The organism is Legionella londiniensis (genome assembly GCF_001467825.1).
Lineage (GTDB): Bacteria > Pseudomonadota > Gammaproteobacteria > Legionellales > Legionellaceae > Legionella_A > Legionella_A londiniensis.
In genome coordinates this window covers 114,531-137,506 of the sequence record NZ_LNYK01000019.1, presented here as the reverse complement: position 1 = coordinate 137,506, position 22,976 = coordinate 114,531, and the positions used below count along the sequence as shown (strand labels likewise).

The following is a 22,976-nucleotide window of genomic DNA, read 5'->3' as shown; positions in this document are numbered from 1 at the left end:
ATTTTAACGGAAGGGCCTTGGCAGGCGGACGGCAGAATGGCTTTGGCAGCGGCGCCTGCCGTAATGGCGGTAAAACGATATCTTTATTGCGTTCATCGTATTCTTGTTCGCGCAATGATTCCAGTTGGTATTGCCGTATATCGACATATTTACCGCCTGTGACCATCAAGGCATCCCGTTCTGTTCTTAATATCTGCGGCCGGATAAAGACCATCAGCACTTTTTTCTCGCGATTTGTGAGATTTCGTTGAAACAGCCGTCCAACGCCTGGGATGTCGCCTAAAATCGGTAGCCGGGTATCATCATTTCCAAGGCTGTCTTGAGCCAGGCCGCCTAAAATAATGATATCGCCACTGTCTACATGGACAGAAGTCACGATCGCGCTGATGTTAAACACAGGATTGGTTGTTATATCAATTGTGCTTGTTGCATCCAGAGTATCATTCCCTTGGTCTATCTGCATCTGGATCCCTTGGCCGCGCGTAATCTGCGGCCTGACATACAGGTGCAAAGCGACATTGACCCGTTCAAATGTAGTAAAAGGACTGGCGGTGGTTGTGCCTCCAGCGTTGTTCGGGTAAGACGTTGTGGCAACTGAAAGCTGTTTGCCTATGAGAATTTTTGCCTGGCGATTATCCAAAACCACCACCGATGGCGTGGAAAGAATATTGGCTCTGCGCTCTCTGGCCAGAGCATAAATCTGGGCTTGAAACTGATCAAGTGTCGTTCGAGAATTCACGACAGCAAATCCAGGGCGAAAACTGGTACTGGCTAACGTATCCTGGTTGATGCTGCCCCATTCGATGCCAAGGTTGACCACATCGCTTTCATTAATTTCAGCGACCAGCGCTTCGATTAGTATTTGTGCAGGCTTAATGTCTAGTTGGCTGATCACAGATTTGAGCATGCGAATCAGGGTGACTGGAGCATTGATGATGATCGAGTTTGTATTGGGTTCTGCGATGATTTGCACGGAAGGTTTGGTGCTGCCTTCAGATTCGGTGGTAGCGCCGGCTGTGGTAGGAACAGCGTCGGGATTAACTGCAGCCCCCGTCGTGCCAATGGCGCCTGTCTGACCGCTGCTTGATGTGCCGCCTGCGAAATTGGAAGCAGGGTTTGTGCTGTCCAGGGCTGGGCGAGTGATGGTTCCTATGGTGGTACCCACAGTGCCACTGAAGCTTGCCTGCGCTATGCCTGCCAAAATCGGTACCAAATCCTCAGCGCGCAGATAATTGAGATAGATAACCTGGGTATTGCTGTTGCTGCCGTAGGGGCTTGGCTTGTCAAGCTGATTAATCAAAAGGCGCAAACGCAGGCGCTCTGTTTTACTGCCGCTGATGAGAATCGCATTATTGCGGTCATCTGCTGCGAGCGTGGTTTGGCTGCGAAGCCCTGAAGGAGTTTGCGATTTAACCAAATCTTTTAGCGTGTTGGCAATATCCATTGCTAACGCATGTTTTAAAGGCACGACGTCAATGCCGCTGGCGCTGGAACTGTCTACCTGTTTGATAATGTGCGCAAGTTGCCTGATTTTACTTGCTTGCCCTGAAAGAATCAGCATATTGGATGGACCATAGGCGGATACACTGCTCCATTGGGGCATCAGCGGCCTAAGAACAGGAACCAGTTGCTCGGCAGGAACATAGTGAATGGGTATTACCTGCACAAGAATTGTATCGCCAAGGGCGGGTTGTTTCATTTGGCTCAATAAATCCGATGCCTGTGTTTTCGCATCAATATTTGGAATGATTTTAATTACTTTTCCGCTGGGGATGGCTGAATAACCTGAGATTTGCAGCATGGATAAAAAAACCTGATATAGTTCTTTATCGGACAGCGGGGTACTCGATACAATTGATATTTTCCCTTGAACCCGTGGGTCCACCAGAAAATTTTTACCAGTCACTCTTGATACCTCAGCAATCACAGCGCGAATATCAGCGTTTCTTAAATTCCATATTTTTTCCGCAGGAAGACTTGAATTTTGAACGCGTTCGCTTGATGCTTTAAGAAAAGCAGCAATCTTATCTTTAAGTTTTCGCGTATGGGCATAATCCTTAAGTGGTCCGATTTTGACCAGGAATATTTCTCTGGGATGGCGAACAACCTCTGCCCGCTCATTGAAGGTTGCCTTTAACTCTCTTTGCAGGTTTTCTGCATCCTGCTTTAAGGTGAAATCACCAATTTCGAGAAAAAAAACGGTATCGTCCTTGTCCTTTTCAGTTTGAATCGTGACTTCGGCTGCATGAAGAATGGATGTGAGGAATAGACCAACCAATAAAAATATACGCATTAAACTATCACTTAATTACAATGATAGCATGATAACCAAATTTTTGATCCGGTCATAGGGTCTATTGATATTTCCAGGGAAGATGAAGTGCCGCTGATTTGGTTTGATTCGTTAAATTGATGCCTGTGGATTGCGACAGAAGCATGCTGCTGCTCTGGTATGTCCTTGGTGGCTATGGGTGGACTCGAACCACCGACCTCAGCATTATGAGTGCCGCGCTCTAACCGGCTGAGCTACATAGCCTTGTGAGGCCGAGATTTTCTCTGTTTACAAAGCTTCTGTCAAGAGAGTAACTCAATAATTTATGTAACACAGATTTAAGCCATGCAGAATAGACAAATACTAGACAAGCTGATAACATTTTACTTTCGTGCATAAAAAAATTCTAATGAATTGCGCGGTCATGCCCATTCAGGACTTTTGTAATTAAATCAATTGGAGATGACTATTAATGGCTTGCAGTAACCCGCGATCAGCTGCCTCTTTTGGTTTTTCTGTTAAAGCGCTAATGCCCTGGGTTGTTTGGGGACTTGGCTGCCTGTTTTATTTTTATGAGTGCCTGTTACAGGTTTCGCCCAGCGTCATGAGTTCAGAGCTGATGCGGGATTTTTCAGTCACTGGACACACCCTTGGCATTCTTTCGGGTATCTATTTCTATTCTTACGCGTCCATGCAATTGCCAGGCGGTGTGTTGATGGATTACTTTGGTCCGAGGCGCTTGCTGACCATCGCTACCCTGATTTGCGCATTAAGTACGATTGCATTTGGCATGACAAACAGTTTTTATATGGCCTGTCTTGCGCGCTTGATGATTGGCTTTGGTTCAGCGTTTGCAGCAGTTGGCACGATGAAACTGGCTGCAAACTGGTTTCCATCAGAGCGGTTCGCTTTGTTAACAGGCATTATGGTAACAATTGGCATGCTGGGTGCAATAGGTGGCGAGGCGCCTTTGGCCTTGTTGATTGATACGTATGATTGGCGGCGAAGCATGGTAATTATGGGGGTAATCGGCCTGGCGCTCGCAGGATTGATTTTTACTATCGCAAAAGATGAGCCGAAGCATGCAAGGCATTCAAGCAATTCAGGCACCGACGAAGAGGAGTCGATGCTCTCTAGCCTCATGATGTTATTAAGGAATAAACAGCTGTGGCTGGTCGCTGTATATGGGGGATTGATGTACATGGCTACCCCTGTGTTCTGTGGCCTTTGGGGTGTTCCTTTTTTAATGCATAAAATGGATTTGGCTAAGGCAACTGCGGCGAATTATATTTCCCTGGTATTTGTAGGCTGGGCAATAGCAAGCCCTCTTTGGGGCATTTTTTCCACACGCATTGGCCGACGCAAGCCTTCTTTATATATTGGCAGTGTTGGGGCTGTTACGTCCGCTTCCTTGCTTATCTACGCCCCGATTGAATCGGGCTGGATAATGGAATTTCTGCTGTTTGCTTTTGGCATATTTTCTGCAGGATTTTTACCCGCTTTTGCTGTGGCTAAGGAACTGTGCAGCAAGCGTTATGTTGCAACCGGTTTGAGCTTTATGAATATGATGAATATGATAGGCATTGCTATTGCACAGCCTCTCATTGGTTATATTCTCGATCTGTTATGGACTGGAGAAATGGTCAATAATGTAAGAATTTATCCCATGGAAGCCTATCATTGCGCTTTGGCAGTATTGCCGATTGGAATGTTGATATCATTATTGATCCTGCCATTTCTTCAGGAAACTTATTGCAACAATGTATACGAAAGTAAATAAAGTAAATTTAATCTAGTTGAAAATCATGACAAAAAAACTGTTTATCAAAACCAACGGTTGCCAGATGAATGAGTATGACTCGGCAAAAATGGCTGATGTATTATTCCAATCGCATGGGCTGGAAAAAACTGAACAGGTTCACGAGGCAGATGTTATCTTGTTAAATACTTGTTCCATTCGTGAAAAAGCCCAGGAAAAAGTATTTTCGCAAGTGGGGCAATGGCGGGAATACAAACTTAAAAACCCGCATGTAGTGATAGGCGTTGGCGGCTGCGTTGCCAGCCAGGAAGGCGCTGACATCATCAAGCGCGCTCCATTTGTAGATTTGGTATTTGGCCCCCAAACCTTGCACCGTCTTCCTGAAATGCTCAATGAGCGGTGGAAAACAAATAAACCGGTTGTTGATATCAGTTTTCCAGAAATTGAAAAATTTGATCATCTTCCCGCCCCGCGCGCTGAAGGCCCCATTGCTTTTGTTTCCATTATGGAAGGCTGCAGTAAATATTGCAGTTATTGTGTCGTTCCCTATACTCGCGGAGAGGAAATCAGCCGTCCTTTTGATGATGTTCTGGCAGAATGTTATCAACTGGCTGCCCAGGGCGTTAAGGAAATTAATCTCTTGGGTCAAAATGTAAATGATTATCAAGGTATTATGCATAATGGAGAGGTTGCTGATTTGGCTCTGTTGATTCAGTATGTTGCCGCAATTGACGGTATTGGCCGCATACGTTATACCACTTCCCATCCTTTGGCTTTTTCCGATAATTTAATACAAGCCTATAGCGAGGTACCTGAACTTGCCAATCATTTGCATCTTCCTGTCCAAAGCGGTTCGGATCGCATTTTGGCTATGATGAAACGGGGTTATACCGCATTGGAATATAAATCCAAAATCAGAAAGCTTCGCAAAATTCGGCCTGATATTCATATATCTACCGATATCATCGTTGGATTTCCTGGAGAAACTGACCGGGATTTTCAAGACACAATGAATTTGGTTCACGAAATAGGATTTGATACCTCTTTTAGTTTTATTTATAGCCCAAGACCGGGTACACCAGCTGCCAATCTTCCAGATGAAACTCCAATGGAAGTTAAAAAAGAACGCCTGAAAATTTTACAGGATCGCCTCTTATTACAATCATCACGCTACAGCCAGGCACATGTGGGGACGGTACAGCGGGTTTTAGTCACGGGCACTTCAAAAAAACGCGAGCAACAGCTTGCCGGCCGCACTGAATGTAACCGTGTTGTTAATTTTGATGGGCCAAAGGAATTGATTGGGCAATTTGCCAATGTAAAGATCACTGAAGCCCAGCCTAACTCGTTGCGCGGCAGGCTCTACAATGAGTAATCCCGGCCCAGAGCGTATCTTCAGATGCAAAGCAACAGCCTTACAATAAAGCTTCCCATTCCTCCGGAGTTATATGGTCAACGGCTTGATGTTGCGCTTGCAAATATGCTTCCTGAGTACTCGCGCTCGCAGTTGAGTCATTGGCTTAAAGAGGGATACATTACTGTTAATGGTGTGGCGCATAAGCCTAAAGATAAGATTCGCGGCAAAGGCATAGTTACTATAACTCTTCCTGAAAATTTGCCGCATAACGAACAATTATTACCGGAAGCCATACCTCTTGAGATCATTTTTGAAGATGATCACCTGCTGATTATCAATAAGCCTGCTGGTTTGGTTGTTCATCCAGGAGCAGGAAATCCCGGGCATACTTTGGTTAATGCTTTACTGCATCATGATCCATCTTTACAGCAGCTGCCGAGAGCAGGAATTATCCATAGGCTGGATAAGGACACGACAGGGCTTTTGATGGCAGGCAAAACGCTTAAGGCATACAATACCCTGATTCGCCAAATGCGCGCGCGTGAAATCAAACGGCATTACCTTGCTTTGGTGGAAGGCCAACTCATTTCTGGCGGAATACTTGAAACATTGTATGGCAGGCATCCGCGCAACCGTTTGAAAATGGCAGTCCGCAATCAGGGGAGGGAAGCTGTCACAGAGTATCAAATCGTTAAAAAATACCATGATTTTACCCTTCTTGAAGTCATCCTCCATACAGGGAGAACCCACCAAATCAGAGTGCACATGGCGCATATCAATCATCCAATTGTAGGTGATCCGCTTTATGGCGGCAAACTCAGGATACCCAAATCAGCTGCAGCCGATTTGGCGCAAGCGCTTAGCAACTTCAAGAGGCAAGCACTGCACGCGTATATGCTGACATTTTGCCATCCTTATACCGCGAAGATGATTTCGGTAAAGGCAGAGTTACCCAAGGATTTTACATCTCTCCTTGAAATATTGGACAAGAGCGAAGAGTGATCTTGACTCTTGGTTTATGCCGGTAGCGCTTCTATCTAATTTTGGTAGGCGGCATTGAACGCCTTGACTATTTTTTGTCATTCACGGAAAGGCGCGGATCCATCATTCATCTGGTACTCGGTCACTTCAAAAATGGGTTCCTGCCTTTGCGGGAAAGACAAACAGCAAGTCAAAATCACAAAGAGGCGCCCCTAGATTTTCGGGGAACCTCTATGTCCCAGATTGTCACTTAGATCGACTTCAAATTTTGAGGGTGTTATGACTTCAATATTATCCTGTGATGTTTCATCTTCCATTAAACTGGACGTTGAAGAGGTAAGTTCCTGGCTGCTGCGGCTGGAAAGTGAAAATCTCTGTTGTAAATGACGATAGGACTCCTCAAGGAAGCTTAATCTTTCAGCACTGTTCTGGTTTTTTATAGCTGAACCATCTGGAAAGAGCCATTCAATAATGCGGTTTGCTGAGCTAAAGGCAATATGAAAAGCAAGTACAGTGGTTACGACTGGAATAATAATCAGGGCTAATGCTCCCCCAATAATTGGGCCTCCTACTGCTACAAATGGAAGAGAGGCAAGGCTTAGCAAACCCTGCATAACCAAATATAGGCCGATATTCATATTATCCGCACCCAGATTGAACCAGGAACAGATTTTATCTGTTAACCATTTGCCTGCCATAAAAGACAGGCACAGGATTAGGATAGGCGATAAAAGAACAAGTAAAGCGGTTAAGACTGCAACAAGGGCAAGGCTTGCTAATAATCCTAGCGGCAAAAATATAATCTTTAACAAGATAGAAGCTGCTGATTTCATGTTGGTTACCTTCATCGGTTATCTCAGGGGAGGTTATCCGTTATAAAGCATATGGGACACACCCTGATTAATCTTATGAAATTATAGATACAATTCGTTTATTTTTTAAATATTTTTTAGGTTTTTACCAATTAAATATGGAATTCGTGGGATAAAACCGCATTGGGCAGTTGACAAGCATTGCTCTATGTTTGATCATTTTAGATTTGCTGCGAAGGTGGTAAAATATTTTGTTTTATGTGAAAGCGAACTGGCCTGCGCCAGACCATATTGCTGCTTTAACCACGACTAAATTAGGCGGGGTTAGTACCCTGGAGTATGAGAGCAATAACCTTGCCATGCACGTTGGCGATTCATCAGCTGCCGTACAACGCAATCGCGATAACCTGGTTCATTCTCTCGCGCTCGTGCGTGAACCTGTCTGGCTTATACAAACACACAGCAACCGTTGTATTGTCGTTGAGGAAGAGGATGAACGTAATGCCGACGCGGCCATTACGCGCAACAGCGTATTTCCGCTTGCTATCATGACTGCTGATTGCTTGCCTGTGCTTCTTTGCGATCGCAAAGGAACGGAGATTGCAGCCATTCATGCTGGCTGGCGAGGCTTGGCCAGTGGAATTATTGAAAACACAATTGAAAAAATGAATAATAAAACGGACTCGCTTTTAGCTTGGATAGGCCCTGCAATTTGCCAATCCTGTTTCGAAGTTGGAGAGGATGTGCGGCGGAATTTTAAAAACAGGTACACTTATGCTGACCAAATATTCCGTGAGCGGGGAGATAAAAAACTTGCAGATCTGCCGAGGATGGCTGAACTGATTCTGAATCAACTTGGGGTTTATGCCGTGTATCATGCCGGTCTTTGTACCTATGAACTACATGAAACTTTTTATTCTTACCGCAGACAGGGGCTTACAGGCAGAATGGCCACCTTAATCTGGTTTAAACAAGGTAACTGATATGATTTATAATTTTCGAAATATGCTTTTTTTCATGTTCTTTGGTATGGCAGCTCTTACCTATGCGGCAATGCCTGCACAGGAGTTGCCTACATTGGCTCCGGTTTTGAAAAATACCATGCCAGCTATTGTCAATGTCGCGGTTCAGGGGATTATACCGGTAAGCGCAGCGGCAGGGGATGAGGATGAGGACAAATCAAGGCCAGTACCGGTAAAACCAAAAAAATTCCAAAGCATTGGATCAGGTGTGATAATAGATCCGGAAAACGGCATTATCCTGACCAATGATCACGTCATTCGCAATGCCTCAGTGATCACCATTACGCTTAATGATGGACGCCGTTTAAAAGCCAAATTGATTGGCGGTGATAGTGAAACTGATGTCGCTGTGCTCAAAATTGATGCAAAAAACCTAAAGAGTATACCTATTGCCGATTCCGATAAGGTTGAAGTTGGTGATTTTGTCGTGGCTATCGGTAATCCCTTTGGGTTAAACAGTTTTGGTAACAGCCAATCAGCAACGTTTGGCATTGTGAGCGCCATGAAGCGGAGTGATTTGAATATTGAAGGCATTGAAAATTTTATTCAAACTGATGCTGCCATTAACCCTGGAAATTCTGGCGGAGCATTGGTTAATACCAAAGGTGAGTTGATTGGAATAAACACAGCCATCATTTCACTGTATGGCGGTAATGTCGGTATTGGATTTGCCATTCCCATCAATATGGCAAAAGATGTGGCTGACCAGATCATTAAATATGGATCTGTTCATCGCGGCCTGATGGGAATTTTTGTCCAGCATTTAACTCCAGAGCTTGCGCAGGCTTTAGATTATCCTGAGGATTTGCAGGGAGCTTTGATATCTCAGGTTAATGAAAATTCGCCTGCTGAATCTGCAGGCCTTCGTGCAGGTGATGTTATCGTCCAGATAAATGACACGAGAATTACTCAGGCAACCCAGGTTAAAACCACCATCAGCTTATTGCGCGTAGGAAGCGAAGCAAAAATTAAAGTCAAGCGAAACGGCAAGGATATGGTATTTAATGTTACGGTTACTGATGCCAAAAAACATGAGCAGAAGCTGCAATCCAAAAATCCGTTTTTATATGGATTGGCTTTACGCGATTTTGAGCAGGACTCGCCGCTACACGGCCATATTAAAGGTGTGCAAGTGGTCGGCGCTTCTGAAAACAGTGCCGGCTGGCGCGCGGGCTTAAGACCGGGCGATGTTATTGTTTCTGCTAATAAAAAATCGACCAGAACAACCAAGGAATTGCAACAGATAGCTCAGGAAAAACAAAAGCAGTTGCTAATGCAAGTGTTACGAGGCACGGGTGCCTTATACATCCTCGTTATTTAAATCTCTTTCATAAAGGGGCTTAAATCAGGCTTTTCCTGTTTTAGGTATTGGTATACTGCATAAAATGCAATCACATTTTTTAAGTAATTTCTGGTTTCATGCCAAGGCAGCGTATCAATCCAGATATCAATTTGTTTGGGCGGGTGGTTTTTCAACCAGCGTTCCACCTGGTAGGGACCTGCATTATAGGCAGCAGCCATCAGCATCGGATGATTTCTGAACCGCTTGCCAAGCTGTTGTAGATAAGCGGTTCCTAACCGGATATTATCCTCTATTGAAAACAATTGTTGCCGGTTTTTGTATTGGATGCCGGCCTTTTTTGCAATCATTTCTGCAGTCTTAGGCATGACCTGCATCAAGCCGAGAGCGCCAGCACTGGAAACCACGTTGTCTCGAAAAGTACTTTCCTGTCGGATGATGGCATAAATTAATGCCTCCGGTATATGAAATTGCTTTGCATTTTGTCGGATGATCTGATGATGGGCCAGAGGAAATCTTAAGACCAGTTGATCATTTAATATATCATTGTTGCTGATGTATAAAGACTTTTCAAACCACTGTAATTCCTGAGCCAACCATAAAGCGAGTGCGCTGCGCTCTTCTTTCGGCAGTTCCAGTACAAAATCATTCACCAGGCGAGAAGCTTCAAGAGCTTGACCGGATTCATATAACTTGCGGATGAGTTCAATAATGGGTTGATATGGTTCAAGAAGCTTTGGGTTGATAACGGGCGGTTCATTTTTAAAACTAAAGCTTTTTTTTAACCTTAAGCTGGCCAGAAACCCGTAGTAGTTCCTCATTTTAGCGAGTTTCTCATAAATCGCTTGTGCTTGGCTTATTTTGCCTTGAGCATGAAGTGCCCGCGCCAACCAATATTGCCAGGAAGGATTATCTTTATCAGGAGAAAGATTGATAATGCGAATCACTTCTCGCCACTTGTGATGTTTCAGGGCATAGCGGATCTGCCAGTCAACTAGAGAGTCATTGTAATATGCAGGTTTTACTTTATAAAACCATTGTAAAGCGTCTGCATGATTTCGAATCGCCTTATATAAGGCAATGTGGGCTAAAAAAGATTGCTGCTGTGATTCGCTTAAGAGTTGCTTGGTCTTAATGTGATTCCAGTAATGAACTGCTTGTTCCATGTCGATAGAGACCATGCGCTTTAGGCCATATAAGTAATAATCATCGTGAAGTTCGCCGGTTTGAAGCAGCGAGATGCTGCTCGGTTTCCGGTAAATTTGATTGAGTAAGTGAATGTCTTCCAACCTGGGTTTTTTGTATTGTTTTAAAAGATAGCGAGCGAGCGAAAGATTTCTCTTGTCCAGAGCCAACACAATGCGCTTGGTGATGAGCTGTTCATTAAATTGTTCGCTTTTTAGTAAAATATTTAATATCTCATCACATTCCATCGGCAGCGAACTGCCAGATAGCCAAATAGCTTCGGCAGATTGCAGCGCTTCCTTTTGCTTTCCCAGATGATATTGAGCAGCTAATGCATAGCACCGCAGTTCCATGCTGGCAGGATTCCTGTAAAATTGATTAAAAGTAGACCAGTCCTTTTTTCTACCCAATTGATAAAGCCATTTTTCACGCAACTTGTTAGCCAACGGGGAATCGTTGCTAATAAAATCAATAAATTCAGGCGTTGGGTAATCAGGAAGATTTTGACTTAAGGTTAAATAAGTCTGGAATTTCTCAAGATAGGGATTAGCATCTGAAGCGAATACCAGAGCACTTAAACATAAACCGCAAATGAATAACTGCAATTTAATCGACATAGCAAGCATGGTTTTATAATTAATGATGATCGCCCCGATATATAATTCTCGCAAAAATGACCAGACAGTTTAACTTGGCCTAAGGACGTTTAGCCGCCGCCTCATTTCTTTGATTGTGCTTTTGTAATCAATACTGTTAAATATAGCAGAGCCCGCAACAAATTCTGTGGCTCCTGCCTCAGCAAGTTGTGCGATATTGCCGATATCAATGCCTCCATCTACACAAATAGCCAGGTCAGGGTAGTTTTTTTTGATTACCTTGATTTTAGGAATTAACTCAGGAATAAGCGACTGGCCGCCAAAGCCAGGATTTACGGTCATCACCAGGACAAAATCAAGGCGGTGAACAGACCAGGCCAACGCTTCAGTAGATGTTGCGGGATTAAGCACTAAACCTGCCTGACATCCATTTTCGCGAATAGATTGCAGACTTCTGTCAAGATGTATGGTTGCATCCGGGTGGATGCTGATGCGGGTAGCGCCTGCTTTGGCGAACTGTTGGATCAAGTTGTCTACGGGAGTGGTCATTAAATGAACGTCGATTGGAATTTTTGTAAACTGTTTGCGAATATGCGCGCATAAAGCAGGGCCAAAAGTTAAGTTGGGTACATAATGGTTATCCATAACATCAAAATGAAGCATGTCAGCGTCAGCCTGAATGACTGCTTCAATTTCCTGACCCAATTTCAGTAAATCAGCTGAAAGCAGGGACGGTAAGATTTGATAGGTCATGCTGCACCAGATAATTGATATTTAAAGGCAAAGCGATCCATTAAAGCTTAAATTAATTGTATGTACCTGTACATTTGAATCCAGCATATCGCTATGGCCTGTGGCGATATAGCGGTAATCCAGTCCGAACCAGGTGAAGTCATCCAGGTGATAACCAAGCCCTAAAATTCCTTGCAGGGCAGTGGTGCTGGTTGAATCGGAAATATTTGTGCAGGGAATGCTTTTATTATTGCAATAAAACTCTATATCATTTTTGATATATGCATAACCCACGCCGGCACCTGCATATGGTACGAGGTTCCATGACTCGCAGAATGTGAAAAAATCATAATAGCCGTTGAACATCAACATGGCTGTAGTCGTGCTGCCTTTAAGGCGAACGCCTGTACTGGACTTGGGGCTTCTATAGAGAGTATTGCCAACGGTAATGTCCTGGTAAGGGTTATAATTGACGACGGGCTCCAGTTCAACGCGAAATCCGCTAAAACGGTATCCAATTTGTCCGCCAATATTGCCATATCCGGAATAAGAGAGATCCCCCTTGCGGTTGGGAAGGCAAAGATTAAACGGACAAGCAGGAGTTTGGGCTGCAGGCTCAGAAAAAGTAATCGTCGTATCAGGTGAATAACTTCCGCCTAAAATAATGCCGGCATAGAATCCCGGGTAAGGATTTAAGGCATAAGACACGCCATGCATAAAAAACAAGCCTGGAAGCATATATCTGACTATCTGTTGCATTGTACATCCTTATTTATAGCGATTTTCACAAAAACGATAGACCACACCTACATTGGCGAGGTGGGCTTGAAAAACTTTACCCAAATCATGCACTTCTTCTGTTGCGACATAGCGGTACCCCAAGGTCAAAGCGTAATTCTCAGCAAAGTTGTAAGTCAAGCCGGCAGTGGCCTGATAGGCAAAGACGCTGTTTTCACCAGTGAAGCGGGTGGGGCCTGATGGGCCTGAACTGTCTAACTCAGCTTTTACCCAGCCGTAGCCAAGGCCAATTCCAAGAAAAGGTTCAATGGAGGCCGCAAGTATGCCTGGAAAGTCATAGTAAACATTGGCCATGGCCAATATTGAAGTTGCATAACCGCGGGGTGCAATCTGCCGGGTGTTATTAATCCTGAAATGATCAATCTTGGCATTGATATAAGTAAGCTCGCCTTCATAACGCAGTGGATTGCTTTTGTACCCAATACTGCCGCCTGCGTCAAAACCTCCTTCATAAACGGCATCAGCGCGGGTTAGGCCAAGGCGGGTATTGCTGACATTGTCCGGAAGGTAGGCGTAGCCTCCGAAGAGCGAGCTGTACCAACCGTCAATCGGTGTTGCGGCAGTTGCAAGGTTTGCCGTAAGTAGCGCGGCGGTTAAGGCTTTGATTCTCATGACACTCCTTGTTCGATAAAACCTTTCCATGTTAACGTTTTGGCCTTAATTTGCAAGTATGAGCTTAGGGCAAAACGCAAAAAATTATTCGCGTGCTCCAACAATCTTCGGCCCAAAGCCCGAGGTGATGGGGTACCGCCAATCGCGGCCAAAGGCACAGGGGCTGATTTTAACTCCCGGTGCTGCTTGTCTTCGTTTATATTCGTTTCTGGCAATGAGCTTTAATACTTTTAAAACGATGCTTGGGTCGTAGCCCCGTTCGACGATTTCATCAGCGCTTAAGTTATATTCCATGTAGTAAGTGATGATTGCATCAAGGATTTCATAAGGCGGCAGTGCGTCCTGGTCAGTTTGCCCTTCCCTGAGTTCTGCAGAAGGCGCGCGCGTTAATACCCGTTCGGGGATGACCTGGGAAATGCCATTGCGGTAACGTGCCAAAGCATAAACCTGGGTTTTCAGCACGTCTTTTAAAACGGCAAATCCGCCTGCCATATCTCCATATAAGGTTGAGTAACCTACTGCGGTTTCACTTTTATTACTGGTAGTCAGCACCATTTGACCGGTTTTATTGGAAAGCGCCATCAAAAACAAACCGCGAATTCGGGCTTGAATATTTTCTTCAGTGATATCTGGTTCGCGCGCAACAAAGACTGGCGCGAGACTAGTTAATATTGAGTTAAATACCGGTTCAATGGGTAAAGTGGTAAAGCTTACGCGCAATGCTTTTATCTGGGAAAGCGCATCCTCATTGCTCATGGACGCAGTATAGCGGGAGGGCATCAGTACTGCATGCACTTTTGATGGCCCCAAGGCGTCAACTGCTATGGTTAAGGTTAAGGCTGAATCAATTCCGCCTGATAGGCCAAGGATGACTCCTTGAAAATGGTTTTTTTCTACATAATCCCGCAAGCCGCAAACCAGAGCCTGATATATCAGCGATTCATTGTCCAAGAGCGGGTTTATCTCACCTGAAATGGTATCGCCTTCGATGATAACAGATTGCAAAGACTCAACGAATGCTGGAGCCCGAACGGTGACTTCCCCTTTGGCATTCATCACAAGCGACCGGCCGTCAAAAACAAGCTCATCCTGACCTCCAATCTGATTTACATAGACCAGCGCAACTCCTTGTTTCGCATATTTTTCAAGCAATGTTATCCGTTTGCTATATTTATCGTAATCAAAGGGCGAAGCATTGATGCAAAGAATTATTTCAGTGTCATGCGCAATGAGTTCCTCAACAGGACCTGCCTGCCATATGTCCTCGCAGATGCATAAGCCTATGCGGCGGTTTTTCAAGGTAAATTGGCAGGCATGTTTTGGTCCAGGGGTGAAATACCGCTTTTCATCAAAAATCCCATAGTTGGGCAATAACTGCTTATGGTAACGGGTTATTTGCATGCCGGCATGAAAAACACTGGCTGAATTGTATCGATAACCATGTTCAAGGCTCGGATGGCCGATGATCACATGACAGTTCTTTACATTGTTTCTGATTTCATAGAGAGCTGATTCAATGCGCGCATGGAATTCGTTGCGTAGAAGCAAATCTTCAGGAGGGTAGCCGCTTAATGCAAGCTCCGGGAAAATAATTAAGTCATGGTGCTGTTGATGCCGGTTAATGACTTGAATGATTTTTTCTGCGTTCTCATGAATGGCTCCCACTTTGGGGTTAATCTGTGCCATGAGAAGGGTTAATGCCTGCATTTGCTGTATTGGTTCTTAGAAAAAAGATTATTTTATCCTAATTACCCAATCTTCTCTATGTATTGCAAGGTTTTGTAATTGGCGGTTTCTTTGATTGATGCTTCCTGCATTCCCGTGAGCAAAAAAAAGCTGGAGGGAACGCAAGAGGGTTGAGATATTTATCGCAATTTATACGAGATTAATTCAATGAAGATGACAAGTTGGCCCGTTCAGTTTCCTTGGAAAATTCTTTTTTAATTTCTTCTGATTTTTCTGCGCAAACTTGTTCCTGAAAATAACCTATATTCTCGTCGGTTTCCAAAATCCAGTTTTCGTACTTATTCTCCTTTAATTCTTCTTTTACCAAGGCCGGCTTAAAAATATCAGCCTGACTTGTAGGGCCCAGCTTTAAACTGTCCTCTACAAAAAGTTTTGTATACTTGTGATCGCAATATAATTCCTCTTGGGGTTTTTCAATTGCGTTACCATCTCTAAAAACCACCGAAGCCTCATACGCATTGGGCTTAACTTCCACATATTCTTCCGCATCCTTTTTTTTACTATCATTTTTTTTATAAACATGGGTTACTTTTGCATCGGCATGATGACCTAAAAATCCGACAATATTTTTAGCTGGAAGCAGCATGCTGAGCAATCTGGCTGATGAATTAATATATAATCCCTCCTCGCGGTTAAATAGTTCGACCGCTGTATAACAGCCAGACAAAACAATATTCTTAACGTTCATTCCGGTTCGTTGTTCAAAGGCACGAATGTACCTGGCAAACTCAATGGCACCCTCCATTTCTGCTTCGTGCGATCCTTCTTGGCCAAAAAACCAGCCAACCACGCCATGGCAATAAAAGAAAGCAGTCAGCTCATTAGTTTCCTTTTGTCCTAGAGGCTTGATTTTGTTGTGAATATCTTCTGGGGAGTCGCCGTAAGTACATGCTTTTTTGTTTATCACAGTAAAACCGGCGTTCTGCAGGTAAGAGCTGCTCGATTTATAGCTTGTTGCAGAATCCTCTGTCTCATAGGGTGAATTCACAACAAGCGCAAGCGTACGGCTTGTGTTTTTAGAGCCAAATAAATGCTGTTTGCTTTTTTCTGGCTGTAAAATAGATTGGCTGATTTTTCCCATTGCTTTATTCCTGATGAGTAAAAATTATTCGAAAAATTATAGCAAAATTTGATCAAATATCCAACATAGTGTTTTTTTGAAAATCCTATTCATGCTTCCAATCATGAAATATTAACTTTAGAAAGGCTCAAAACTTTGGATGTTTTGCTGTTTTTTACTGAACATGAATTGGTCATATCTTCTTTTATATTCGCTATTAACTTTATTTGTGGAAGAATCAGTTCCCCCTGTTGATTCTGTTGTAAAATTGATTCAAAAAACTCACCATGAAATGAGATTTCGTTTTTAATGCTGTTGGGGAGCATGTATCCCAGGCAATACAGCGGTTCATCAGGTTTTATTATTTCTTGGCCATCCTCAAATAACATGGCCGCTAAATGCGGTTTTAATTTGATTTCCGAAAAATTCTGATTCTCTTTTTTATAGATATGCGTTACAGTTGCGCCGGCATGTTCTCCAACAAAGCCGACTACCTTTTTACCTGGCAATAAAATACTCAGTAATCTTGCTGGCGAATAAAAATATTTTTTAAGCTTCGGGTTATATAACTCTGAAGCAGAATAGCATGCGTTTAATATGATGTTATCAATTTTCTTATTAATACGACTCTCTAACAAGTTAACAAAAGAAACAAATTGCCGGATGCCTTTTGCTTCAGCCTCAAATGTTTCCCTATCCCCAAATAAAAAGCCAGGAAGCCCGTGGGAATAAAAAATGAGCGATATTGATTTGTTTCCTGTTTTACTTTCTATAATCGGCTTGATTGAATTTGTTAACTGCTTCTCATCTTGATCAAAGGTGATTTGCTTTTTATTTAAGATACCAAACCCCTGGTTGCGGACTTCTTCCATATTTAATTGAAATTTCGTAGCATTATCTGAAAAACAGTAAGGTGAATGGACAACGAGCGCCAGCGGTTTATTATTTCCTGTTAAATGATGTCGCTTAGGGTATATGATGCTGTCAATAGATAATGTCATATTTTTTTCCATATTATATATAAATAAACCAAGATTGGCATTTTATAAACAACATCTTGAAAAGTCAAGATTCAGCGCCTCCAGTTTTTGCTTCACAACCGACAATGCAATTCTTTTAATACGTGTGCTCAAAATTGGCGTGGGTATGATAAATCTCTGCGGCTTTCCATCTGATGGGTTGGAGATCGCCAATAGAAAACCAAAGCCCCATAAGTTTGCTATAATATAAAGTTTTAATAAAATCCGGTGCCGGACATGCTGAATTCTGCATTGTCACAAATGGACAAGATATTTTCGCCCGCAACTTTGCAACTTGCCCATGAATATCAAGCCCAAGGCTATGTATTCAATCTCCTGTTGAGCGATGGTTTGGTGAAAGCCCGCGTGAAAGACAAAACAAGACATTTTTGTAATGTCTATTTGGACTTGAAAACCTGGCCTGCCACACCCGGTTCTTGTAGCTGCGGCTTGAGCGGGAACTGCGAGCATGTAGCTGCCTGCCTCTTTGCTTTACATCACAAGGAATTTGGTTCAACCGCTGAGCCTGTATTAAAGACGGAAAAATATCCTGAACCCGTTAAAATCTTGAACGCCAGCGAAGTAATCTGGCATTCAAAAGTGCATGAGTCTTCTAAAAATTTTTTTTCCTATCAACTTGGTATTGAAGTGAATGGCCAAACAGTCAGCCTGCTGCCGATGATCACAGACTTACTGAATCGTTGGGACAGACAAACACTTGAGAGTCTGTCAGATAAATTACTTTTAAACGTGACTGTTAAGCGGGGAATCGTTTTAAAAATTGAATTGGGTCGATTAAAACCCTTATTGCGTTTTTTGCTTGAATATTCCTCGGGCAAAAAAAAGGCAGAAGAAATGGTTCACATTAAACCTTATCAGTTATTACTGATGCTTGAAGCAGAAAGCGCAATTCATGCCAGCCAAGCACGATGGCAGGGAACTGAAGAAATTCGGCGAAAACTCAAGGCGCTCTCAGAATTAATTAAGCTGCCCCAAATAGAGCCTCCAAAGGGATTATGCATTCCGTTACGCGATTATCAGCGGCAGGGTTTAAACTGGCTGCAGGGTTTGCGCGCCGCTGAATTTGGCGGGATTCTAGCCGATGATATGGGACTTGGAAAAACGGTACAAACACTCGCTCATTTATTGTGTGAAAAAGAACATGGCCGCATGAAAGACCCATGCTTAATTGTGGCTCCGACAAGCCTCCTCGGTAACTGGGCCGAAGAAGCAAAACGGTTCGCGCCATCACTTGATGTTTCCATTTTCCATGGCGCATCCCGCAACAGCCAGGATTTTAAAAAGCATGATTTGATTGTGACTACCTATGCTCTAATTCAGCGTGATCGGGCACGATTTTTAACTCATTCTTTTTATTATTTAATTCTTGATGAAGCACAGTTCATTAAAAATTCACGCACCAAAACGAGGCAGATCATACAACAGATTTCAGCCCGGCACAGGCTTTGTCTGACGGGTACCCCGCTTGAAAATCATTTAGGCGAACTGTGGTCGCTGTTTCATTTTTTAATGCCCGGGTTTTTAGGGCAGGCAAAGCAGTTTCGGCAGTATTTCGAGATTCCGATCGAAAAGTATGAGGATGAAAATAAAAAATCGCTATTGGTGCGCAGGATCAGTCCTTTTCTTTTACGCCGCAGTAAAAACGACGTGTTAAAAGAATTGCCGGATAAAACTGAAATGAACCATATGATTGAGTTAAGCGGCAAGCAAAGAGATTTATATGAAACAATTCGCATCAGTATGGAACAAAAAGTCCGTGACGCAATTGTAAAGCAGGGTTTGGGGCGAAGCCGAATTACCATTTTGGATGCCTTGTTAAAACTTCGCCAGATTTGCTGCGACCCTCGCTTGTTACCTATGCCTGTTGCAGCTTCTGCACATCTTCGGTCTGCAAAGCTTGAAGCATTAATGGAATTATTGGAAAACCTGATTGAGGAAGGGCGCTTTATGTTGATTTTCTCTCAATTCACCAGTATGTTGCGGTTAATAGAAGAAAAATTAATCAGGAATGGTTACCCCTATTTGAAGCTCACTGGCAAAACACAAAATCGACAGAATTTGGTCAATCGGTTTCAGCAAGGGGAAGTGCCTGTATTTTTAATCAGTCTTAAAGCAGGAGGGACAGGATTAAACCTAAGCCGCGCTGATACTGTGATTCATTATGATCCTTGGTGGAATCCGGCAGTGGAAGATCAGGCAACTGATAGAAGCCATCGATTAGGCCAGGAAAATCCTGTATTCGTGTATAAATTAATCACCAAGGGAACAGTAGAAGAAGCAATTTTACAATTGCAGGAAAAGAAACGCCGATTAATCTTTGGGGTATTGAATTCTAAAGACTCCGGAGAGTTGATGCTAACCGAGGAAGATATTACCCAATTCTTTAAACCTCTGGGTGAGGGGTGATATGCCCATTGCAAAAAATGACCTTCTCGAATATTCTTTTGCCTACTGTTTTTTTTTTGGAGGAAAATGTGATGCGGCGCATAGTTCTGTCTTTAGTGACCTTTCTTGCCTTTTTCTATATGCCTCAAGCCATGGCAGATATGCCTGTTGGAACCTGGACTACCATGGATGACAAAACAGGGAAAAAAAGAGCCGTTGTAGAACTTTCTCTTAAAAACGGGGAATTAAGCGGGAAGATCGTAAAAGTTTTCAGAGAGAAAGGCGACAAAGGCATTTGTGCTAAATGCCCCGGAGAATTTAAGAATAAGCCTATTGAAGGATTAACGTTTCTTTGGGGATTGAAAGATCAGGGCAGGGGCGTATGGAGTAGCGGCCAAATTCTTGATCCAAAATCAGGGAAGATTTACCGGGCTAAACTCTCAATGCATGGAGACAAACTTTATGTTCGTGGCTATGTTGGTCTTGCAATGCTCGGCAGAACCCAGGTTTGGGTAAAAAAAATATCGGCCTCTGAAAATCATGATCCAAGTATGGCTTGATTAAGATTGATACAAAATCAAATAGCCCAAGCGTTCATGCAAGAAACCTGATATTGAGTACAATATAACCAACATGTTCCTGTTCCAACATCCTATGGCTGCTTGAGGGGTGTTGGATCCCGGCAACTGAGCCTGATTCGCGAAGAAACTGTAGAATACAGAAGTTAAGTATTTTTCGGCGCAGGTCTCTCACTGTTCGCAAAGGGCAGGTTACTTTTTCCTGATACCCCAGTACAATACTTTTTTTTCGCTCCAGTAAAAATAATCAGATTATGTTAGAAGTCGAGGCACGTAAAAAAAATGTTGGTACCCTAAAGCGGCCGCCCCATTCACTTGAAGCAGAGCAGTCAATTATCGGCGGTTTGATGCTTGAAAACCAGGCATGGGATAAGGTCAGTACCAAGATTTGTGAAACTGATTTTTATCGTGCAGAACATCGTATTTTATTTCGCGCCATTTTAGACCTTGCCCATAAGAGCCAACCCTTTGATGTTGTGACTGTGCTCGATAAGTTAATGTCGGTCAACCTGCTTGATGAAGCAGGAGGGGAGGCTTATCTCTTTGAGTTGGCAAACAACACACCAAGCGTTGCCAATATCTCAGCATACGCGGATATTGTTCGAGAAAAATCGGTGCAACGGCAGATGATAGCAGTTGCCAGTGAAATTGCTGATGCTGCTTATAATCCTGACGGCCGGGAAGTGAGTGAACTTTTGGATTTAGCGGAGCGAAAGGTGTTTGCCATCGCTGAACAAACAGCAAGCGAGGGCGGGCCTGAGATTATCAAATCAATCCTTGTTAAAGCGGTAGAAAAAATTGATGAGCTATATCACAGCGCCGGTGCAATTACAGGGTTGGCTACTGGCCTTAGCGATCTCGATAAAATGACGTCGGGGCTTCAGGCTTCTGATTTAATTATCGTAGCAGGCAGGCCGTCAATGGGGAAAACAACTCTGGTCATGAATATTGCCGAGCATGCCGCAATTACCGCAGGCAAACCGGTTTTGGTTTTTTCAATGGAAATGCCCGCAGATTCACTGGCCATGCGTATGATGTCGTCTCTTGGCAGGATCGATCAGCATCGTATTCGCACTGGTAAGCTCGATGACGACGATTGGCCAAGAGTGACCTCGGCCGTACATATGCTTTCTGAAGCTCCGCTTTATATTGACGATACTCCGGCGTTGAGTCCTGCTGAAATGCGCGCTCGTGCGCGAAGGCTAGCCAAGGAACAGGGTCAGTTGGGATTGATTGTTGTTGACTATTTGCAATTGATGAAAGTGCCCGGTTTTAAAGCCGATAATCGTACGGCTGAGATTTCAGAAATTTCACGAAGCCTGAAATCATTGGCCAAAGAACTTGATGTTCCGGTGATCGCACTCTCCCAGTTGAACCGCAGTCTTGAACAACGGCATGATAAGCGTCCTATCATGTCTGACCTGCGGGAGTCTGGGGCGATTGAGCAGGATGCGGATTTGATTTTCTTTATCTATCGAGATGAAGTCTATCATGAAGACAGCCCTGATAAGGGTACTGCGGAAATTATCATCGCCAAACAGCGAAATGGACCAATCGGCAAAGTGCGTGTAGCTTTCCTTGGAAAATATACCCGCTTTGAAGATTTGGCCTTTAACGGTTACCAGGGGGCAGAATAATTGGGTAGACCAACGAATATTCATATCGATAGCTCGGCCTTGCTGCATAATGTAAACCGTGTTCGGGAATATGCGCCAGGTAAAAAAATTATCGCCATGGTTAAAGCCAATGCCTATGGCTGCGGCTTGTCGTCTGTTATTCCGACGCTTGAGGGAAGGGTAGATGCTTTCGGCGTGGCGTGCCTTGAGGAGGCCATTATCCTTCGGAAACTTGGGAGCAGGAGCGATTGCATTCTTTTTCAGGGAATTTTTACACAAGACGAGTTGTCTTTACTCAATCAATTGAATGTGCAATGTGTTATTCACCAAAAGCAGCAGTTACAATGGTTGTTAGCCACGCCGCTTGACCGCCCTGTTAAGATTTGGGTTAAAATCAATACCGGTATGCATAGATTGGGCTTTGCGCCTCATGAAGTTTCTGAAGTCATCCATGCTTTGCGTGCCTGTGCCTGGGTGCATGAGGAAATTGGCTTGATGACCCACCTGGCTAATGCAGATGAGGTAAAAAATCCCAGTAACGATTTTCAGCTTCAGCGATTTATCACTGCAACATCCCAATTGCCGGGAAGATTTATCAAAAGCATTGCCAATTCCGCAGCGATTGTTTCATTCCCTGAATCTCATGCAGATGTTGTAAGGCCGGGCATCATGCTCTATGGCATTTCACCCTTTCCGAATCAGACCGGACTTGAACTGGGATTGAAGCCAGTCATGCGGTTTACCTCATCACTAAGCACCATCCATCACTATCCTCCCGATTCGCCTGTGGGTTATGGCGGGATTTGGAAGAGCGGAAAACCATCAACCATAGGAGTTGTCCCCGCAGGATATGGGGACGGCTATCCTCGCCATATCAAGGAAGCCAATGTCTGGTTGAACGGTATTTTGGCACCTGTCGTTGGGCGAATTTCGATGGATATGCTAACAATCGATTTGACACATTGTCCAAAGATGAAGGAAGGGGATATGGTTGAATTGTGGGGACCTCATATACCGATTGAAAGCGTTGCCCATTCGGCAGGGACAATTGCTTATGAGTTGCTGACTCAGGTGACAAACAGACCACGCGCAGATTAAAATGATTTTCAGAGCATGATGGTGGAT

17 protein-coding genes, 1 tRNA gene and 1 pseudogene are annotated in these 22,976 nt (G+C 43.8%); 9 read left to right on the top strand and 10 right to left on the bottom strand.

The genetic code is table 11. From position 1 onward, the window contains the following. A partial coding sequence (locus Llon_RS08420) for a secretin N-terminal domain-containing protein (protein WP_058529622.1) occupies positions 1 to 2,293 on the bottom strand: 2,293 nt, incomplete at its 3' end. Positions 2,294 to 2,459: 166 nt separating this feature from the next. Beyond that, positions 2,460 to 2,536, bottom strand: a tRNA-Met gene (locus Llon_RS08415). 208 nt (positions 2,537 to 2,744) lie between these two features. Between Llon_RS08415 and Llon_RS08410 the strand changes: the two genes are divergently transcribed. Genes Llon_RS08410 through rluD form a run of 3 tightly spaced genes read left to right on the top strand, consistent with a single transcriptional unit; the run spans position 2,745 to position 6,390 of the window. After that, complete coding sequence (locus tag Llon_RS08410) at positions 2,745 to 4,052, top strand: MFS transporter (protein ID WP_058529621.1); 1,308 nt, start codon at positions 2,745 to 2,747, stop codon at positions 4,050 to 4,052. Positions 4,053 to 4,077: 25 nt separating this feature from the next. Beyond that, positions 4,078 to 5,406 (top strand): tRNA (N6-isopentenyl adenosine(37)-C2)-methylthiotransferase MiaB, encoded by a 1,329-nt coding sequence (gene miaB, locus Llon_RS08405; protein WP_058529620.1) that lies wholly within the window; start codon positions 4,078 to 4,080, stop codon positions 5,404 to 5,406. A gap of 24 nt (positions 5,407 to 5,430) precedes the next feature. Next, positions 5,431 to 6,390 (top strand): 23S rRNA pseudouridine(1911/1915/1917) synthase RluD, encoded by a 960-nt coding sequence (rluD, locus tag Llon_RS08400; protein ID WP_058529619.1) that lies wholly within the window; start codon positions 5,431 to 5,433, stop codon positions 6,388 to 6,390. A gap of 191 nt (positions 6,391 to 6,581) precedes the next feature. On the opposite strand, the gene Llon_RS08395 is transcribed toward rluD, so the two are convergent. Then, on the bottom strand, positions 6,582 to 7,202 hold the full coding sequence (locus Llon_RS08395) for a hypothetical protein (protein ID WP_058529618.1): 621 nt from the start codon (positions 7,200 to 7,202) through the stop codon (positions 6,582 to 6,584). 230 nt (positions 7,203 to 7,432) lie between these two features. Here Llon_RS08395 and pgeF point away from each other — a divergent pair, with 230 nt between their 5' ends. Both pgeF and Llon_RS08385 read left to right on the top strand, forming a co-directional pair. Then, positions 7,433 to 8,164 carry a peptidoglycan editing factor PgeF gene (gene pgeF / locus Llon_RS08390; RefSeq protein WP_115336842.1) on the top strand — a complete coding sequence of 244 codons (732 nt, stop codon included), beginning with the start codon at positions 7,433 to 7,435 and terminating at the stop codon, positions 8,162 to 8,164. A 34-nt stretch (positions 8,165 to 8,198) separates the two neighbouring features. After that, positions 8,199 to 9,524, top strand: a complete 1,326-nt coding sequence (locus Llon_RS08385; protein WP_237758295.1) for a Do family serine endopeptidase — start codon at positions 8,199 to 8,201, stop codon at positions 9,522 to 9,524. On the opposite strand, the gene Llon_RS08380 is transcribed toward Llon_RS08385, so the two are convergent. The 7 genes from Llon_RS08380 to Llon_RS08350 all read right to left on the bottom strand — a co-directional run bounded on the left by Llon_RS08380 (position 9,521) and on the right by Llon_RS08350 (position 17,233). Beyond that, positions 9,521 to 11,305, bottom strand: coding sequence for a transglycosylase SLT domain-containing protein (locus Llon_RS08380; RefSeq protein WP_058529634.1), 1,785 nt, complete (start codon positions 11,303 to 11,305; stop codon positions 9,521 to 9,523). The two genes, Llon_RS08385 and Llon_RS08380, sit on opposite strands and share 4 nt — an antisense overlap. A 69-nt stretch (positions 11,306 to 11,374) precedes the next feature. Then, the gene (gene rpe / locus Llon_RS08375; RefSeq protein WP_058529616.1) at positions 11,375 to 12,037 is read right to left on the bottom strand and encodes a ribulose-phosphate 3-epimerase; all 663 of its coding nucleotides are present in this window, start codon (positions 12,035 to 12,037) and stop codon (positions 11,375 to 11,377) included. Positions 12,038 to 12,058: 21 nt separating this feature from the next. Next, a complete protein-coding gene (locus Llon_RS08370) occupies positions 12,059 to 12,775 on the bottom strand; it encodes an outer membrane protein (protein WP_058529615.1) in 717 nt (238 codons plus the stop codon). 9 nt (positions 12,776 to 12,784) lie between these two features. After that, complete coding sequence (locus Llon_RS08365) at positions 12,785 to 13,426, bottom strand: outer membrane protein (RefSeq protein WP_058529614.1); 642 nt, start codon at positions 13,424 to 13,426, stop codon at positions 12,785 to 12,787. An 84-nt stretch (positions 13,427 to 13,510) separates the two neighbouring features. Then, entirely contained in the window at positions 13,511 to 15,133 is a 1,623-nt protein-coding gene (locus tag Llon_RS08360) for an NAD+ synthase (RefSeq protein ID WP_058529613.1), read from the bottom strand. Positions 15,134 to 15,311: 178 nt separating this feature from the next. Then, complete coding sequence (locus tag Llon_RS08355) at positions 15,312 to 16,253, bottom strand: hypothetical protein (RefSeq protein ID WP_058529612.1); 942 nt, start codon at positions 16,251 to 16,253, stop codon at positions 15,312 to 15,314. Between the two features lie 101 nt (positions 16,254 to 16,354). Then, the gene (locus tag Llon_RS08350; RefSeq protein WP_058529611.1) at positions 16,355 to 17,233 is read right to left on the bottom strand and encodes a hypothetical protein; all 879 of its coding nucleotides are present in this window, start codon (positions 17,231 to 17,233) and stop codon (positions 16,355 to 16,357) included. A 579-nt stretch (positions 17,234 to 17,812) separates the two neighbouring features. On the opposite strand from Llon_RS08350, the pseudogene Llon_RS08340 reads away from it, so the two are divergent. From Llon_RS08340 to alr, 4 genes and pseudogenes are all read left to right on the top strand, one after another. After that, a pseudogene (locus Llon_RS08340) lies at positions 17,813 to 19,678 on the top strand (DEAD/DEAH box helicase); the annotation flags it as partial. 71 nt (positions 19,679 to 19,749) lie between these two features. Next, positions 19,750 to 20,217 (top strand): DUF2147 domain-containing protein, encoded by a 468-nt coding sequence (locus Llon_RS08335; RefSeq protein ID WP_058529633.1) that lies wholly within the window; start codon positions 19,750 to 19,752, stop codon positions 20,215 to 20,217. A gap of 272 nt (positions 20,218 to 20,489) precedes the next feature. Beyond that, positions 20,490 to 21,872, top strand: coding sequence for a replicative DNA helicase (dnaB, locus tag Llon_RS08330; RefSeq protein WP_058529608.1), 1,383 nt, complete (start codon positions 20,490 to 20,492; stop codon positions 21,870 to 21,872). Beyond that, positions 21,873 to 22,949, top strand: coding sequence for an alanine racemase (alr, locus tag Llon_RS08325; RefSeq protein ID WP_058529607.1), 1,077 nt, complete (start codon positions 21,873 to 21,875; stop codon positions 22,947 to 22,949). Positions 22,950 to 22,976: the final 27 nt, after the last annotated feature.

Excerpts from the sequence above, each read along its gene's own strand:
- Llon_RS08410 (WP_058529621.1), top strand. The coding sequence starts at position 2,745 with ATGGCTTGCAGTAACCCGCGATCAGCTGCCTCTTTTGGTTTTTCTGTT.
- miaB (WP_058529620.1), top strand. The coding sequence starts at position 4,078 with ATGACAAAAAAACTGTTTATCAAAACCAACGGTTGCCAGATGAATGAG.
- rluD (WP_058529619.1), top strand. The coding sequence starts at position 5,431 with ATGCAAAGCAACAGCCTTACAATAAAGCTTCCCATTCCTCCGGAGTTA.
- Llon_RS08395 (WP_058529618.1), bottom strand. The coding sequence starts at position 7,202 with ATGAAATCAGCAGCTTCTATCTTGTTAAAGATTATATTTTTGCCGCTA.
- Llon_RS08385 (WP_237758295.1), top strand. The coding sequence starts at position 8,199 with ATGTTCTTTGGTATGGCAGCTCTTACCTATGCGGCAATGCCTGCACAG.
- Llon_RS08380 (WP_058529634.1), bottom strand. The coding sequence starts at position 11,305 with ATGTCGATTAAATTGCAGTTATTCATTTGCGGTTTATGTTTAAGTGCT.
- rpe (WP_058529616.1), bottom strand. The coding sequence starts at position 12,037 with ATGACCTATCAAATCTTACCGTCCCTGCTTTCAGCTGATTTACTGAAA.
- Llon_RS08370 (WP_058529615.1), bottom strand. The coding sequence starts at position 12,775 with ATGCAACAGATAGTCAGATATATGCTTCCAGGCTTGTTTTTTATGCAT.
- Llon_RS08365 (WP_058529614.1), bottom strand. The coding sequence starts at position 13,426 with ATGAGAATCAAAGCCTTAACCGCCGCGCTACTTACGGCAAACCTTGCA.
- Llon_RS08360 (WP_058529613.1), bottom strand. The coding sequence starts at position 15,133 with ATGCAGGCATTAACCCTTCTCATGGCACAGATTAACCCCAAAGTGGGA.
- Llon_RS08355 (WP_058529612.1), bottom strand. The coding sequence starts at position 16,253 with ATGGGAAAAATCAGCCAATCTATTTTACAGCCAGAAAAAAGCAAACAG.
- Llon_RS08350 (WP_058529611.1), bottom strand. The coding sequence starts at position 17,233 with ATGACATTATCTATTGACAGCATCATATACCCTAAGCGACATCATTTA.
- Llon_RS08335 (WP_058529633.1), top strand. The coding sequence starts at position 19,750 with ATGCGGCGCATAGTTCTGTCTTTAGTGACCTTTCTTGCCTTTTTCTAT.
- dnaB (WP_058529608.1), top strand. The coding sequence starts at position 20,490 with ATGTTAGAAGTCGAGGCACGTAAAAAAAATGTTGGTACCCTAAAGCGG.